General features: G+C 62.6%; 11 protein-coding genes and 4 pseudogenes. 6 read left to right on the top strand and 9 right to left on the bottom strand.

The window, feature by feature from the left end:
* Window positions 1-235 precede the first annotated feature (235 nt).
* Window positions 236-1,251 (bottom strand): annotated as a pseudogene (locus G3436_RS09565) (AraC family transcriptional regulator).
* 179 nt (window positions 1,252-1,430) lie between these two features.
* Here G3436_RS09565 and G3436_RS09560 point away from each other — a divergent pair.
* The 3 genes from G3436_RS09560 to G3436_RS09550 are packed head-to-tail and all read left to right on the top strand — an operon-like array spanning window position 1,431 to window position 4,098.
* Window positions 1,431-2,615: an acetyl-CoA C-acyltransferase family protein gene (locus G3436_RS09560; RefSeq protein ID WP_163943996.1), complete on the top strand. Its 1,185-nt coding sequence runs from the start codon at window positions 1,431-1,433 to the stop codon at window positions 2,613-2,615.
* A gap of 15 nt (window positions 2,616-2,630) precedes the next feature.
* Entirely contained in the window at window positions 2,631-3,479 is an 849-nt protein-coding gene (locus tag G3436_RS09555; protein WP_163943993.1) for a 3-hydroxybutyryl-CoA dehydrogenase, read from the top strand.
* A gap of 13 nt (window positions 3,480-3,492) precedes the next feature.
* Window positions 3,493-4,098 (top strand): TetR/AcrR family transcriptional regulator, encoded by a 606-nt coding sequence (locus G3436_RS09550; RefSeq protein WP_163943990.1) that lies wholly within the window; start codon window positions 3,493-3,495, stop codon window positions 4,096-4,098.
* Between the two features lie 6 nt (window positions 4,099-4,104).
* On the opposite strand, the gene G3436_RS09545 is transcribed toward G3436_RS09550, so the two are convergent.
* From G3436_RS09545 to G3436_RS09525, 5 genes and pseudogenes are all read right to left on the bottom strand, one after another.
* Window positions 4,105-4,482, bottom strand: coding sequence for a response regulator (locus tag G3436_RS09545; RefSeq protein ID WP_163943988.1), 378 nt, complete (start codon window positions 4,480-4,482; stop codon window positions 4,105-4,107).
* Between the two features lie 55 nt (window positions 4,483-4,537).
* Complete coding sequence (locus G3436_RS09540; protein WP_163943986.1) at window positions 4,538-5,764, bottom strand: hybrid sensor histidine kinase/response regulator; 1,227 nt, start codon at window positions 5,762-5,764, stop codon at window positions 4,538-4,540.
* A pseudogene (locus G3436_RS09535) lies at window positions 5,758-6,332 on the bottom strand (chemotaxis protein CheB). Before G3436_RS09535 ends, G3436_RS09540 begins: the two are co-directional and overlap by 7 nt.
* On the bottom strand, window positions 6,329-7,150 hold the full coding sequence (locus tag G3436_RS09530) for a CheR family methyltransferase (protein WP_163943983.1): 822 nt from the start codon (window positions 7,148-7,150) through the stop codon (window positions 6,329-6,331). Before G3436_RS09530 ends, G3436_RS09535 begins: the two are co-directional and overlap by 4 nt.
* Window positions 7,147-10,640, bottom strand: a pseudogene (locus tag G3436_RS09525) (response regulator). The gene G3436_RS09530 and the pseudogene G3436_RS09525 overlap by 4 nt, the downstream one beginning before the upstream one ends.
* A gap of 273 nt (window positions 10,641-10,913) precedes the next feature.
* Here G3436_RS09525 and G3436_RS09520 point away from each other — a divergent pair.
* Both G3436_RS09520 and G3436_RS09515 read left to right on the top strand, forming a co-directional pair.
* Window positions 10,914-11,267, top strand: a complete 354-nt coding sequence (locus G3436_RS09520; RefSeq protein WP_163943980.1) for a response regulator — start codon at window positions 10,914-10,916, stop codon at window positions 11,265-11,267.
* An 88-nt stretch (window positions 11,268-11,355) separates the two neighbouring features.
* Window positions 11,356-12,669, top strand: a complete 1,314-nt coding sequence (locus G3436_RS09515) for a glycosyltransferase (protein ID WP_163943977.1) — start codon at window positions 11,356-11,358, stop codon at window positions 12,667-12,669.
* On the opposite strand, the gene cobF is transcribed toward G3436_RS09515, so the two are convergent.
* From cobF to G3436_RS27500, 3 genes and pseudogenes are all read right to left on the bottom strand, one after another.
* A complete protein-coding gene (gene cobF, locus G3436_RS09510; protein ID WP_163943975.1) occupies window positions 12,638-13,375 on the bottom strand; it encodes a precorrin-6A synthase (deacetylating) in 738 nt (245 codons plus the stop codon). The genes G3436_RS09515 and cobF overlap by 32 nt on opposite strands.
* A 68-nt stretch (window positions 13,376-13,443) precedes the next feature.
* A complete protein-coding gene (locus tag G3436_RS27505) occupies window positions 13,444-13,551 on the bottom strand; it encodes an OprD family outer membrane porin (RefSeq protein WP_279538591.1) in 108 nt (35 codons plus the stop codon).
* Between the two features lie 12 nt (window positions 13,552-13,563).
* A pseudogene (locus G3436_RS27500) lies at window positions 13,564-13,797 on the bottom strand (OprD family outer membrane porin); the annotation flags it as partial.
* A gap of 356 nt (window positions 13,798-14,153) precedes the next feature.
* Here G3436_RS27500 and G3436_RS09500 point away from each other — a divergent pair.
* Complete coding sequence (locus G3436_RS09500) at window positions 14,154-14,513, top strand: histone-like nucleoid-structuring protein, MvaT/MvaU family (protein ID WP_338001230.1); 360 nt, start codon at window positions 14,154-14,156, stop codon at window positions 14,511-14,513.
* Window positions 14,514-14,683 lie beyond the last annotated feature (170 nt).

Raw genomic sequence — 14,683 nt, 5'->3', positions numbered from 1 at the left:
AAAAAATCTGACAGTCCCCTGAAGGCGGGCAGAAAAGACTGACAGCGCCAATCTGTCAGGCCATGGCGCGTTGCAACAGATTTCGGTGGGGCCACCATGTGCCAGTCAATGCATCTCCAGCGCCCTTGAAATCGAGCGCCGCCCGCGCGGCGCATCGCGGCGCAAGGCCGCTTCCACATTTGTTGCAACGTGCATGGCCTATGAAATTTCAGTGGTCAGCCCTGTCGGTTCACCCTCACACCTGCGCCGCCACCAACCTTGCGCGATAACTCCCCGGGCTCTCGCCCGTCCATTTCTTGAACGCACGATGGAACGCACTGGGCTCCTGGAAACCCGTCTGCTCGGCGATCTGCGCCACACTCAGTACGCTGCCACGCAAACACTCGAACGCCAACGCCCGACGTACTTCGTCCTTGATCTGCTGGAACGAACAGCCCTCACGCTCCAACTGACGACGAAAACTGCTAGGGCTCAAACCCTCGCCCGCCGCCATCGCCAACAAGGTCGGCCACTGCCCGTACTGACGTCCGCGCAAATGCCGGTACACCCGCGCCGCCAAACCGTTCTGGTTGCGGTAGCGCACCACCAGCCACTGCGGCGCACTGCGCAAAAATGTCTTCAAGGCATTCAAGTCCTGGACCACCGGCAAACGCAAGTAATCCGCCGCGAACTCGACTTCGGTACGCCCACTGCCCAACTGCAGGTTCGGCCCCCACAACAGCGCGTCATCCTCCAGCGCTGCACGCGCATCACGCAGTTCGGTACGGTCGATGGCAATGCGCCGACCACCCAGCCAGCACAACAGGCTGATCACCAGCACCAGGAAGGTCTCTTCGGCGTAGACACGGGTCTGCGCATCCTCGATGCACGATTCCAGGCTGATCACCGCCCGCTGCCCCCGCACCACCAACCGCCCGCGCACATCCCGCACAAACAACCCGAAATTGCCCAGGCATTGGCGCAACGCCTTCTCCAGGGTCGGCTCTTGAATCAGACCGCGACAGATCAAGGCGAAACTGCCCAGCGGCATGCCATGCCCGTCAAGGTTGAAAAACTCGTCGTCCAGCGCCTCGATCAGCAACAGCCACAGCCGCGCAAACGCCTTGGCCGGCACCCGCGCATCGGCGCCCGCATTACCTGCGGGTCAATCCCCGCCTGTACCAGCAGCGCCGACGCCCGCGCGGGCTGCTCGCGCAAGGCGTGCAGCATGGTATGGACAAAGTAGACCGCGACCGAATCGTTTTCCCGCATGACTGATTCCGCTATGACGCGTAAAAATATGGCAAAAACTACCAGCCTCGCTGGGCAGTTACGGCATAGGCCAAGGCGCCCCCTTTGCCTAGACTCCAATCCATCCCGGGCGTGGCCTGGGCGCCATTCTGGCAGAGCCAGGCAGCGCCCCGCCACGCTTTCGCACACTGGAGCCGCACATGAATACCCAAGACATCTACGTAGTCAGCGCCGTTCGCTCGGCCATCGGCACCTTCGGCGGCGCGCTCAAGGACCTGCCCCTGGCCGACCTGGCCAGCCAGGTAACCCGCGCCGCCATCGAACGCGCCGGCATCGCCCCCGAGCAGATCGGGCATATGGTAATGGGCAACGTGATCCCTACCGAACCGCGCGATGCCTACCTGGGCCGTGTAGCCGCGATGAATGCCGGGGTGCCCAAGGAAACCCCGGCATTCAACGTCAACCGCCTGTGCGGTTCGGGCCTGCAAGCCATCGTTTCAGCCGCGCAAAGCCTGTTGCTGGGCGACGCCGAAGCGGTGATTGCAGCAGGCGCCGAGTCCATGAGCCGCGGCCCTTACCTGCTGCCTCAGGCGCGCTGGGGCGCACGCATGGGTGACCTGCGCGGGGTCGACTACATGCTCGGTATCCTGCAGGACCCGTTCGAGGGTTTCCACATGGGCATCACGGCCGAGAACGTTGCCGAACGCAACGGCATTACCCGTGAAATGCAGGATGCCGTGGCCCTGACCAGCCAGCAGCGCGCGGCACGCGCCATCGCCGAGGGACGCTTCGACAGCCAGATCGTGCCTATCGAGATTCCGGGGCGCAAAGGTCCGATACGTTTCACGGTGGATGAACACGTGCGCGCAGACGTCAGCGCCGAACAACTGGCCGGCATGAAAGCCGCCTTCAAGAAAGACGGTACCGTCACCGCCGGCAATGCCAGCGGCCTGAACGACGGTGCCGGCGCCCTGGTACTGGCCACCGGCGACCTGGTCAAGCGCCTGGGCCTGCGCCCGCTGGCGCGCCTGGTGGCCTATGCGCACGCCGGTGTGGAGCCCGAACTGATGGGCCTGGGCCCGGTACCGGCCACCCGCAAGGTGCTGGAAAAGGCTGGCCTGAGTGTGGCCGACCTCGACGTGATCGAATCCAACGAAGCCTTCGCCGCCCAGGCCTGCGCGGTGTCGCAGGAACTGGGGTTCGACCCCGAAAAGGTCAACCCCAACGGCTCGGGCATCTCCCTCGGCCACCCCGTGGGCGCCACCGGGACGATCATTGCCACCAAGGCGATTCATGAACTGCAGCGCATCCAGGGCCGTTACGCGCTGGCCACCATGTGCATTGGCGGCGGTCAGGGGATCGCTGTTGTCTTCGAACGCGTTTAACCAGGAGCACACCCAGTGACTATCCACAACATCGCCGTGATCGGCGCCGGCACCATGGGCAACGGGATTGCCCAGGTGTGTGCCGTGGCCGGCTATCAGGTCACCCTTATCGATGTGTCCGAGCAAGCGCTTGCGCGTGGCGTGGCCACCCTGCGCAAAAACCTCGAGCGCCAGGTCAGCAAGCAGACACTGGAGGCTGCGCAGGCCGAAGCGGCGCTGACGCGCATCGCCACCAGCACCGACTATGCAAGCCTCATGGGTGCGCAGCTGGTGATCGAGGCCGCGACCGAGAACCTCGGCCTGAAGGTGAAGATCCTGCAACAGGTGGCCGCCAGTGTCGCCGACGACTGCGTGATCGCCACCAACACCTCGTCGCTGTCGATTACCCAGCTGGGGGCTTCGGTGAGCCAGCCCGAGCGCTTCATCGGCGTGCACTTCTTCAATCCGGTGCCGATGATGGCGTTGGTCGAGATCATTCGTGGCCTGCAGACCAGCGATGCCACCTATGCCGCCGCCAAGGCGCTGACCGAACAGGTCGGCAAGAGCGCCATCAGCGCCGGCAACCGCCCAGGCTTCGTGGTCAATCGCATCCTGGTGCCGATGATCAACGAGGCGATCATGGTGCTGCAGGAAGGCCTGGCCAGCGCCGAAGACATCGATACCGGCATGCGCCTGGGCTGCAACCAGCCAATTGGCCCGTTGGCCCTGGCCGACCTGATCGGCCTGGACACCCTGCTGGCCATCGTCGAGTCGTTCCATGACGGCTTCAACGACAGCAAGTACCGCCCTGCCCCGCTGCTCAAGGAAATGGTCGCCGCCGGCTACCTGGGACGCAAGAGCGGCCGTGGTTTCTTCACCTACTGAGCGAGGCACCAGCATGCCCCTGACCTGCGCCGAGCGCTGTGCCAACTTCGAAGAACGTCGGGACAAGGCCCTGGCGCTGTTCGCGGCCAAAGGCTTCGGCCAGGTCAGCATGCGCGAGTTGGCCAGCCACCTGGGGCTGACGGCGGGCTCGCTGTACCACCACTTCCCGAGCAAGCAGCACTTGCTGTTCGACCTGATCGAGGAGCTCTTCGAAGAGCTGCTGGCCAGCCTGCAAGCGCCAGGGCGCGGCCATGCACCTGGCAACGCGCTGTCACGGGTGATTCAGGCACATTGGGCGCTGCATGCCGAGCGCCCCTTGCAGTTTCGCCTGGCCGAACGCGACCTGTGCTGCCTGAGCGAAGAACAGCAACTGCGCATCGCCGACCTGCGTCGCCAGTATGAAACCCGCTTGCTGCACTTGATCGCGCCGCAGGTTGCGCTGCCGTCGGCAACCCGCGAGGCCACAGGCCACGTGATCGCCACGCTGCTCAACAGTCTGCCGGGGTGGCTGCAGGATTCGTCACTGGGGCAACCCCAGCGCCTGGCGCTGATGGAAACCATGCTGCTGGGGGCAATCGAGCGAACGTTGCTTGCCGGCGCCCTGGGCGCGGCGGCATAAGGCGCGCTACTTCAGCATTTGCTGTATCTGCTCGCCCAGCGTGTACAGGTCGAAGGGCTTGGCCAGAATCGGTGCCTTGCGCGCAATCGGGCTACCCGATTCCAGAATTTCCGCCGGATAGCCACTGATGAAGATCACCTTCAGGTCCGGACGCAGCTTGACCGCGGGTTCGGCAATCTGCACCCCCGAAATGCCGCCAGGCAGGCGGAAGTCGGTGACGATGAGGTCCAGATGTGGCTTGCTGGCCAGGATCTTGAAGGCCTGCTCGCCATCTTCGGCCACCAGCACGTGATAACCCTCGCCTTGAAGGTAGTCCCTCAGGATCATGCGAATGACCGGTTCGTCCTCGACGACCAGTACTACATCTTGCGCATCTTCACTCATGCCAACGCCTTCAACTCAGGTTGTGTTCGGATAGGATCGTCTTACGACCCCAGGCTTACGCAGAGGTTGCCTGCTGCACGCCACTTTCTTGTGCATTGCGTACCAGCGGCAGGCGCACGATGAACGTCGCGCCTTCGCCTTCGGCGCTGTGCACCGTGATGCTGCCACCATGGGCGAGCACGATCTGCTCGGAAATATACAGCCCCAGGCCCAGGCCCGCACTGCTCTGGCTGGACGAAACACGCTCGAACTGCTGAAAGATGCGCTGCTGGTTCTCGACACTGATACCGATGCCCTGGTCGCGCACCTGCACGCAGGCCATGCCGTGCTCTTCGAACACCTGCACCTGCACCGGGCGCTTGGCCCCGTAGCGCAAGGCATTGGTCAGCAGGTTGGCGATGACTTGCTCGATGCGAAACTCGTCCCAGTAACCGCTCAGCACCGGGCCGGCCTGCAGGCTGATGCTGGAGTCGACGGCAGCGGCCTGCGCGGCAAAATTCTCCACCAGCCCGGCCACCAACTGGCACAGGTCGAAGGACGCCGGGCGGATCGACAGCTTGCCGGTGCGAATGCGCGAGACATCAAGCATGTCTTCGATCAGGCGGATCAGGCTGTTGATCTGGCGCTCGTCGCGTTCGACCATGGCGTGCATCTTGTCCAGGGTGAAGGCGTCGGCGTTGTTGCGCGCCAGGTGCAGTTTGCGCAACTGGGTTTCCAGGATCAGCCCGTTGAGCGGCGTGCGCACCTCGTGCGAAACAATCGACATGAAGTCGTCGCGCATGCGCACCGCGTGCTCCAGCTCGCCGCGCGTCACCTGCAACTGCCCCAGCAGCAGCTCCTGCTCCTGACGGCTCTGCTGCAGCGCTTCGAGCTGCTGGCCGAGCGCCTTGCGCTGACGATAGAGGTCGATGAACACCGCCACCTTGCTCTTCACCGCATGGGTGTCCAGCGGCTTGTGCAGGAAGTCCACCGCGCCGCTTTCGTAGCCTTTGAAGGCATAGTTCATCTCGCGTGCTGCGGCACTGACGAAGACGATGGGAATATTCTTGGTCTTTTCTGTACCGCGCATCATCTCGGCCAGCTCGAAACCATTCATGCCGGGCATCTGCACGTCCAGGATGGCCAGGGCGAACTCATGTTCGAGCAGCAGCGAAAGGGCTTCGTCGGCCGACTGCGCCTGATACACAGTACGGTCCGGCCCCTTGATCAGCGCCTCCAGTGCCAGCAGGTTCTCTGGCAGGTCGTCGACGATCAGCAGGTTTGCTTGGATATGGCTTAGCATGCACGTGGTTCCAGCTTGGCGAGCAATTGCCCGATGCCGTTCAAAGGGAGTATGTGGTCGGGGCGATGCAATGCCAGCGCCGCTTCAGGCATGACGGCAACCTGTGCTTCGTGCGGGTCCTGCACCAGGGTGATGCCGCCAGCCTGCTTGATCTGCGCCAGCCCGCGTGCACCGTCCTCGTTGGCGCCGGTCAGCAGCACGCCGACCAGGCCCGCACCGTAGGCATCGGCCGCCGACTCGAACAGGAAGTCGATCGAAGGCCTGGAAAAATGCACGCGCTCTTCCTGGCTCAACGACAGGCTGCGGTCGCGCTCCACCGACAGATGGTAACCGGGGCCCGCCACATAGATCGTGCCCGGCACGATGGCCTCCTTGTCGCGCGCTTCGTGCACCGGACGCTGCAGGCGCCGGCTGAACACCTGGGCCAGTTGGCTATGGCGGTCATCGGGCAAATGCAACACGCACAGCAACGGGATGGCAAAGTCGCCGGCAGGTTGGCAAACACCGTCAGCAACGCCGAAACGCCGCCTGCCGAGGCACCGAGCACGATCGCGTCGACGCCGTTCATGATTTGCGGTAGATCCGTTCAGGCTTGACCAGCGCATCGAATCGATCGGCATACGCGGAGAAGTCCAGGGTTTCCTTGCTGCCCAGCACCAGAAAACCGCGATAGCACAGCGATTCGTGAAACAGCCCGAAGGCCCGATCCTGCAGCGTCTTGTTGAAATAGATGAGGACATTGCGGCACGACACCAGTTGCGTCTCGGAGAACACGCTGTCGGTGGCCAGGCTGTGGTCGGCGAAGGTCACGTTCTCGCGCAGGCTGCTGTCGATGATCGCGTTGCCATAGGCGGCGGTGTAGTAGTCGCTGAACGCCCGGCGCCCGCCGGCCTTCTGGTAGTTCTGGGTGTAGTCGCGCATGTTCTGCATCGAGTAGATGCCTTGCTTGGCCTTTTCCAGCGAGCTGGGATTGATGTCGGTGGCATAGATGATGGTGCGCTCGAGCAGGCCCTCCTCGCGCAGCAGGATCGCCATCGAATAGACCTCTTCGCCGGTACTGCAGCCGGCGATCCAGATCTTGATCGACGGCCAGGTGCGCAGGTGCGGCACCACCTCCTCGCGCAATGCCAGGAAGTGGCCCGGGTCGCGAAACATCTCGCTGACCGGAATGGTCAGGTACTGCAACAGCTGCATGAACACGCTCGGGTCGTGCAGCACGCGCTCCTGCAGGGCCGACACGGTGGCACAGTCGAACTGGCGCACGGCATGCAGCACCCGGCGCTTGATCGAAGCGCCGGAGTAATCGCGAAAGTCGTAGCTGTACTTGAGGTAGATCGCCTCGATCAACAGCCGGATTTCAATGTCGGTATTGCGTTCGATACTCAAATTCGCTCCAGTTGCGGCAGCCATACCCGGATCAGCGAGAACAGCCGGTCCAGCTCTATCGGTTTGGCCAGGTAGTCATTGGCACCCGCCTGCAGGCAGCGCTCCTGGTCGTCCTTCATGGCCTTGGCGGTGACGGCGATGATCGGCAGCTTGCGCCAGCGCGGGTCCTTGCGAATCAGGCGGGTGGCTTCATAACCATCCATCTCGGGCATCATCACGTCCATCAGCACCAGGTCGATGTCGCTGATCTGCTCAAGCTTCTCGATCGCCTCGCGGCCGTTGCGCCCGATCTCGACGATGGCACCCTTGTGCTCCAGGGCGCTGGTGAGGGCAAAGATATTACGCACATCATCGTCCACCAGCAGCACCTTGCGCCCTTCGAATACCTTGTCGCGGCTGCGCGCAGTCTTGAGCATGCGCTGACGCTCATGGGACAGCGTCGATTCGACTTTGTGCAGAAACAGCGTGACTTCGTCGAGCAGGCGCTCTGGCGAGCGCGCGCCCTTGATGATGATCGAGCGCGAGTACTTGAGCAGGTCGGCTTCTTCGTCGCGGGTCAAATTGCGCCCGGTGTAGACGATCACGGGCGGGAATGAGCGGATGTCATCGGCGGTCATGCGCTTGAGCAACTCGTTGCCGAGCATGTCCGGCAACTTGAGGTCGATGATCATGCAGTCGTAGATGTTCTCGCGCAGCAGGTCCAGCGCCTCTTGGGCCATGCCCACGGCGGTGATCTGGATGTCTTCGTCGCCGATCAGGCGCGCGATGCTTTCACGCTGCAGGTCGTCGTCCTCCACCAGCAGGATGTGCTTGAGCTTCTGCGTCAGCTTGTCTTCCAGGCGCGCGAACACGGCCTTGAGTTCGTCACGGCTGGTGGGCTTGACCGCGTAACCGATCGCGCCCATGTGCATGGCCGCCTCGACGCGGTCTTCGACCGAAATGATGTGCACCGGGATATGCCGGGTACTGGCTTGCTCCTTGAGCCGTTGCAGCACGGTAAGCCCGGAATGATCGGGCAGGCGCATGTCCAGCAGGATCGCGTCGGGAATGAAACCGGCCGCCAGTTCGAAGCCGTCGTCGGCCGCCTGGGCGACCAGGCAGCTATAGCCCAGTTCATGGGCGAGGTCGAACAGGATCCGCGCAAAATTGGGCTCGTCCTCGATGACCAGGATGCAGCGGTTGCTGAAAGGCGCCAACTGGCGATCATCGGCAAACGCCGGCACCGCACGTGGCGTCTCCAGCGCAGCCATCACCGGTACCGGCAGCGCGACGGGCTGCGGCGCAGGCACGCTCAACGCCATCGCCGGGGGCTGCTGGTGCACGATCGGCTCGTACTGCTCCGGCAGGATCAGGCTGAATACACTGCCCTGTCCCAGGCTGCTGTCGACACTGATCCGGCCACCCAGCAACTGCGCAAGGTCACGCGAGATGGACAGCCCCAGGCCGGTGCCGCCGTAGCGCCGGTTGGTGGTGCCGTCAGCCTGGTGGAAGGCCTCGAAGATGCTCTGGTGCTGGTCGGCAGCGATACCGATGCCACTGTCGCGTACCGAGAACACGATGCCGCTACCGGCCTGATGGCTGATGCTCAGGTCGACCTCGCCCTGTTCGGTGAATTTCAGCGCATTGGACAGCAGGTTTTTGAGGATCTGTTCCAGGCGCTGGCGGTCGGTGTAGAGGGTGGGAGGCACCTGCGGCTGGACCGTGACATTGAAGGTCAGGCGCTTTTGCTGGGCCAGCGGTTCGAACATCGTGCGCAGGCCGTCGGCCAGGCGGCTGATGTGGGTGGTTTCGGCGCGCACATCAAGCTTGCCGGCCTCGACCTTGGCGATATCCAGAATGTCGTTGATCAGGTTGAGCAGATCGTTGCCGGCCGAGTAGATCGACTCGGCGAACTTGACCTGTTCAGCGGTCAGGTTGTCCTGCGCGTTCTCGGACAGCAACTTGGCCAGGATCAGCGAACTGTTGAGCGGCGTGCGCAGCTCATGGGACATGTTGGCGAGGAACTCGGACTTGTACTTGCTGGAGCGTTGCAACTCTTCGGCGCGTGCCTCGAGTTCACGTTGGGCCTGGTTCAGTTCGGCGTTCTTCAGGTTGACTGCATCGCGCTGCTCGGCCAGCGCTTCAGTACGCTCGGCCAGTTGCTCGTTGGTCTGCTCAAGTTCGGCCTGCTGGGTTTCCAGGTGGGCCTGCGACTCCTTGAGTACCCGCGACTGCTCTTCAAGCTCTTCGTTGGCGGTCTTGAGCTCTTCCTGCTGGACCTGCAACTCTTCGTTGAGCTGCTGGGTCTCGGCCAGCACTTCCTGCAGGCGCTGGCGGTAGCGCGCGCTTTCGATCGAGGTACCGAGGTTGTCGGCCACGCGCTCGAGGAGCTCGGCGTCACGCGGCTCCACGGCGCGCAAGAAACCCAGCTCGATCACGCCGTTGACCTGCCCGTCGTTTACCGCAGGGATGATCAGCACCGTGCGCGGGGTACCGTCACCCAGCCCGGAGCTGACCTTGAAGTAGTCGCCGGCACGTCGTCCAGACGCATCAGGCGGCCCTGCATGACGGCCTGCGCGAGAATGCCTTCCTGGGCGCCCACCCGTTGCTCCTGGGCCTGTTGCTCACGGGAGAAGCCATAGCTGGCGACCCGCAGCAGGCTGCCATGCTCGTCACGCACATACACCGCCGCCACCACGCTACCCAGGTGGTGAGCAAAGAACTGCAGGATGTTGTTGCCCAGCATGGGCAGGGTCAGTTGGCCCAGCACCTGCTCGGCCAGACGCGTTTGCCCGGCCCTCAGCCAGGCCTGCTGCTCCAGGCGCTCGGTGGCACGTTGCTGGGCCTGGAGGTTGGCGGCGTAGTTGCTGGACAGGTTGAGCAGATCGCGCCGGCCGATGTAGGCCAGCAGCGCACTGAGCACCACCACGAACGCCAGGTAGAGCGAAATGGACAGCAGCGTGGTGTTGCTGACCTGCTCGTTGCGCGCGATGCGCAGTTGCTGCTCCATCGCGACGAAGGCGTCGAATTCCTTGCGGATCTCGTCGGTCAGGCGCTTGCCCTGGCCCAGTTGGATAGGCGTGCGATAGTCGGCGTTGGCGCGGCGCAGCGTGATCATTTCCTTGCCGAAATGGTTCCAGGCAGCCTGCAGCGCTTGCAGACGGCTCAGCCGATCGACTTGCTGCGGGTTGTCGGCGACCAGTTGCTTGAGGGTTTCCAGCTCGGCCTGAATCCTGGGCTTGGCCACTTCATAGGGGTCCAGAAAGTGCTCTTCGCCGGTCAGCAGATAACCGCGCATGCCGGTTTCCATGTCAATGGAAAGCTTGACCGCCTCGTTGGCGTTATTGATCACCCGATCAGTGTGGGCGACCCACTGGATGACCGAAAGCAGGTAGGCAATCACGGCGACGAATACCACCGCACTGATCAGGCCGACGCCCAGGGGCAGGCCGATATTGCGGCTCAGCAGTTTGCGAAAGCTCTGCTGATCGGTCGAGGCTGGTTGACTCATTTCAAAGGGCCCGAGCAAGTAAACGAACGAAAGAGTGTGACGGATTTTCGAGTTACTGTTGCAGTTTTCCGCCAGTTCATCCCCGAGTTTATCCTGCTCGGCAGGCCTTGGCCGGCATTGAGCCATTATTTGAGGCAGGGATGCGTCAAACGTTCCCTCGAATGCGTACGCCCGCTATGCTGTTGGGCTGGCGTGTTTTTTTGCGGTGCCGGGAACTTAGAGCCGCGCGCTGCTTACAGATAATGTGTCACCCATTTTTACAGGATTAACGCCATGCCAAGCCATGACCCTCTTCTGGTCGTCGAAGACGACGCCATTGTGCGCATGCTGATGGTGGATGTGCTCGAAGAACTGGGTTACACCGTGGTACAGGCCAAAGATGCCGAAGAAGCGCTCGCCGTGCTGAGCACGCCGACGCAACCCCTGGCCCTGATGATGACCGATGTCGGTTTGCCGGACATGGACGGCAAGGTGCTGGCTGGCAAGGCGCGTGAGCTGCGCCCCTTGCTGCCGATCCTGTTTGCCAGCGGCTATAGCGAAAGCCTTGATGTACCTGAAGGCATGCATTCGATCGGCAAGCCGTTCAGCATCGAGCAGTTGAGCGACAAGGTCAAAGCGATCCTGTAGGCGCCAGCCTTGGCGGCGAAGGCGCCCGAACAGGCTAGAGCGGATTCTGGTTTAATACGCCCTTTTGCGCCCAAAGGCCCCCGCCCCCATGCACGCACCCGCCCTACACGTCCTGGTCATCGGCTACGTCTGGCCCGAACCCCGCTCCTCGGCCGCCGGCGGGCACATGATGCAGTTGCTGGAAAGCTTCCTGGAGCGCGGCTGGCGCATCACCTTCAGCAGCCCGGCAGCCGTTGGCGAGCACAAGGCCGACCTGACCAGCCTGGGCATTGCCGAACAGGCCATCGAGCTGAACAACAGCAGTTTCGACCACTTCATCACACAACTGGCGCCCGATGTGGTGCTGTTCGACCGCTTCATGATGGAAGAGCAGTTCGGCTGGCGCGTGGAGAAACACTGCCCCGGCGCCCTGCGCGTGCTCGAAACCTCCGACCTGCAGAGCCTGCGCGATGCACGCCAGCAACTGTTGCGTCGGCGCCTGGCCGAAGGCCTGGACAGCAACGACTTCCGCGCCTTGTTCAATACCAGCGGCCCCGATCTGTATCGGCAGATGGCCAGCGCCGACCTGGCCCAGCGCGAGCTGGCATCGATCTACCGCAGCGACCTGAGCCTGATGATCTCGGATGTCGAGATCGACCTGCTGGTCAACGGCTTTGGCGTGCCCGATGCGTTGCTGCACTGGTGCCCGCTGATGCTGGAGCCGCCACGCGGTGACTTCAAGGGCTTCGAAGAGCGCCAGCACTTCCTCAGCATCGGCAATTTCCGCCATGCACCGAACTGGGACGCGGTGCTGTGGATGAAACACAGCCTGTGGCCGATGATCCGCCGCCGCCTGCCCAAGGCGCAGTTGCATATCTATGGGGCCTACACGCCGCCCAAGGCCACCGCCCTGCACAACGCGGCCGAGGGTTTTCACGTGATGAACTGGGCCGAAGATGCCTTGCAGGTGATGAGCGAGGCGCGCGTGTGCCTGGCTCCGTTGCGCTTTGGTGCCGGCATCAAGGGCAAGCTCACCGATGCCATGCAGTGCGGTACGCCCAGCGTGACCACGCCGATCGGCGCCGAAGCAATGCATGGCGTCCTGCCCTGGCCAGGCCTGGTCGCCGATACTGCCGAAGGCCTGGCCGATGCCGCGGCGCGCCTGTACAGCGAGCAGCCACGCTGGGAACAGGCCCAGCGTGACGCGCGCCAGTTGCTCGCTGCACGCTACGACCGACGCTGGCACGGCACCGCGCTGGTCGAGCGTATCGAACATACGCTCGACCACCTGGCCGAACAGCGCCTGTACAACTTCACCGGGGCCATGCTGCGTCACCACCAGCACAAGAGCACGCAGTACATGGCGCAATGGATCGAGGCCAAGAACCGCCTTACAGGCGACGCAGCAGGTACGTGTCCATGATCCAGCCCTTGCGTGCGCGGGCCTGCTCGCGTTGCGCAAGGATCTGCGTCTTGACCGCGTGCAGCGGGCCCTCGATGAGCAACTCGTCGGCGGTGCCCAGGTAGGCTCCCCAGTAGATGTGCAGGTGCGGGTCGTCCAGGTCGGCAAAGGCACAGTGGCCATCGAGCATCACCACCAGGTTGTCGATGTGCGTCTCATCGGCCAGCCGTCGCCCGGGCAGGATCTTCAGCGGCTCGCCGATACGATTGAGGGGGATGCGATGGCGGGCAGCCAACGCCTGCACGCTGCTGATGCCGGGGATCACCTCCAGACTGAACGCCTGCAGCTCGACCTGTTCGAGGATGCGCAAGGTGCTGTCATACAGTCCCGGCTCGCCCCACAACAGGAAGGCGCCGCACTGCCCGTCCGCCAACTCGTCGTGCAACAGGCGGCCGTACAGCGTGGCACGCTGGCGGTGCCAGTCCTCAACAGCGCCCACGTAGTCTGCAGCGCTGCCATCACGCAGCGGGTCCTGCACCTGCACAACCCGGCAGGGCCGCGTGACATGGCGCTCCAGCAGCGCCTTGCGCATGCCCAGCAGGTCGTCCTTGGCCGTGCCCTTGTCCAGCACGAAGAACACGTCGGCGCGGTTCAGGCCATCGATGGCCTCCAGGGTGATCTGCCGGGGGTTGCCCGGCCCGATCCCGATCAACAGCAGGTGTTTCATCACAGCGGCCCTCCAGAGTGCGCGAGGGCATTGTTGACTGGCTGGCGCTGCGCTGGCAAAGCGTACCGCTACAGCACTGAGAGGTTGTAGCTGACGATCACCCGGGTTTCATCCATGTCGCGGGGGAATTTCTCGTAGTTGCTGCGGTAGGTGGAATTGCGCAGGCGCACACTCAGGTTCTTGAACCGATAACCGGATTGGGCATTCAGGATAAGTCCTTGCGCCCACTCCTCGCGTTTGGATGCGCCCTGGCTGGACGCGGCATGACCATCGCGAAAGTCACGATTGACATACACATTGCGTGCCTCGACGCTGACACTGCTCTGTTCCAGAAAGCCACCGGCGTGCGCCGCAACAGTGAGGAACATCAATAACACACCGGCCATCTGACGAGGGCTGGCGAGCAAGGATGGGGCACACATGAAAAACACTACCCCGGACATAAGAGAAAGAACGAAGCCACCCTTATCGGGCCGCATAACGCCGACCACAAGCAACTAGAAGTAGCCGAAAATTCTCTCGCAACGGCTCTGCAATGCACCATTTGACCATGGTCTAGCACATTCGACAGCAGTGTGTATTAACGCTTTAGTGGGAGAGCACCGGAAACTTATAAAGTTCCGTAGTACATCGGTATAAAAGAGTGGTGTTTAACCCGTGGTGATTGGCTACACTCTAGTTACTGTTACGTAGTTATCAATGCGGTGATCGCTGCGAGACTAGCGGCAGTAGGTAGCCGGCCGCGCGCGACCACAATCGACCACCAGGAGAGATGACAGTGTCCAGACTTGCAGAGTTTCGTGCTGCCGAAAAAGCCCTTCAGGAACAGCTCTTACAACTGGAGGCACTGAAAAAAGACAGCGGCCTCAAGCGTGAAATCGAATTTGAGCAGAAACTTGTCAGCCTGATGAAAAAGTATGACAAGGGCCTGCGCGAGATCATCGATATTCTCGACCCTGGCGCCGCCACTCGACGCCCGCAGAGCGCGCCCAAGACCCGCCGCGCCCGCGTGGTGAAAGTCTATGAAAACCCGCATACAGGCGAGCGTATCGAAACCAAGGGCGGCAACCACCATGGCCTCAAAGCCTGGAAGCAGGAGTATGGTGCGCAAACGGTCGACAGCTGGTTGCTGCGCTGACCATTGCTTCACACTTTTTTCACATCGGCTGGCTCAGGATGAAGACTGCTAAAGGATTAGCGCCCCATACGCCCGCTTCGGCGGGCTTCTAATTCTTGCGCCCCGTCTGGCCTGGCCGACGGGGCGCAAACCGTTTGCGCAATCGCTTCAGTTCCGTATCATTGCCCTCT

This window comes from Pseudomonas brassicae, from assembly GCF_010671725.1.
In the GTDB taxonomy this organism is placed as follows: domain Bacteria; phylum Pseudomonadota; class Gammaproteobacteria; order Pseudomonadales; family Pseudomonadaceae; genus Aquipseudomonas; species Aquipseudomonas brassicae.
This window is presented reverse-complemented; position numbering and strand designations above follow the sequence as displayed.

Coding starts and splice junctions, on each gene's coding strand:
- G3436_RS09550 (WP_163943990.1), top strand. CDS start 3,493: ATGCCCCTGACCTGCGCCGAGCGCTGTGCCAACTTCGAAGAACGTCGG.
- G3436_RS09545 (WP_163943988.1), bottom strand. CDS start 4,482: ATGAGTGAAGATGCGCAAGATGTAGTACTGGTCGTCGAGGACGAACCG.
- G3436_RS09520 (WP_163943980.1), top strand. CDS start 10,914: ATGCCAAGCCATGACCCTCTTCTGGTCGTCGAAGACGACGCCATTGTG.
- G3436_RS09515 (WP_163943977.1), top strand. CDS start 11,356: ATGCACGCACCCGCCCTACACGTCCTGGTCATCGGCTACGTCTGGCCC.
- cobF (WP_163943975.1), bottom strand. CDS start 13,375: ATGAAACACCTGCTGTTGATCGGGATCGGGCCGGGCAACCCCCGGCAG.
- G3436_RS09560 (WP_163943996.1), top strand. CDS start 1,431: ATGAATACCCAAGACATCTACGTAGTCAGCGCCGTTCGCTCGGCCATC.
- G3436_RS09540 (WP_163943986.1), bottom strand. CDS start 5,764: ATGCTAAGCCATATCCAAGCAAACCTGCTGATCGTCGACGACCTGCCA.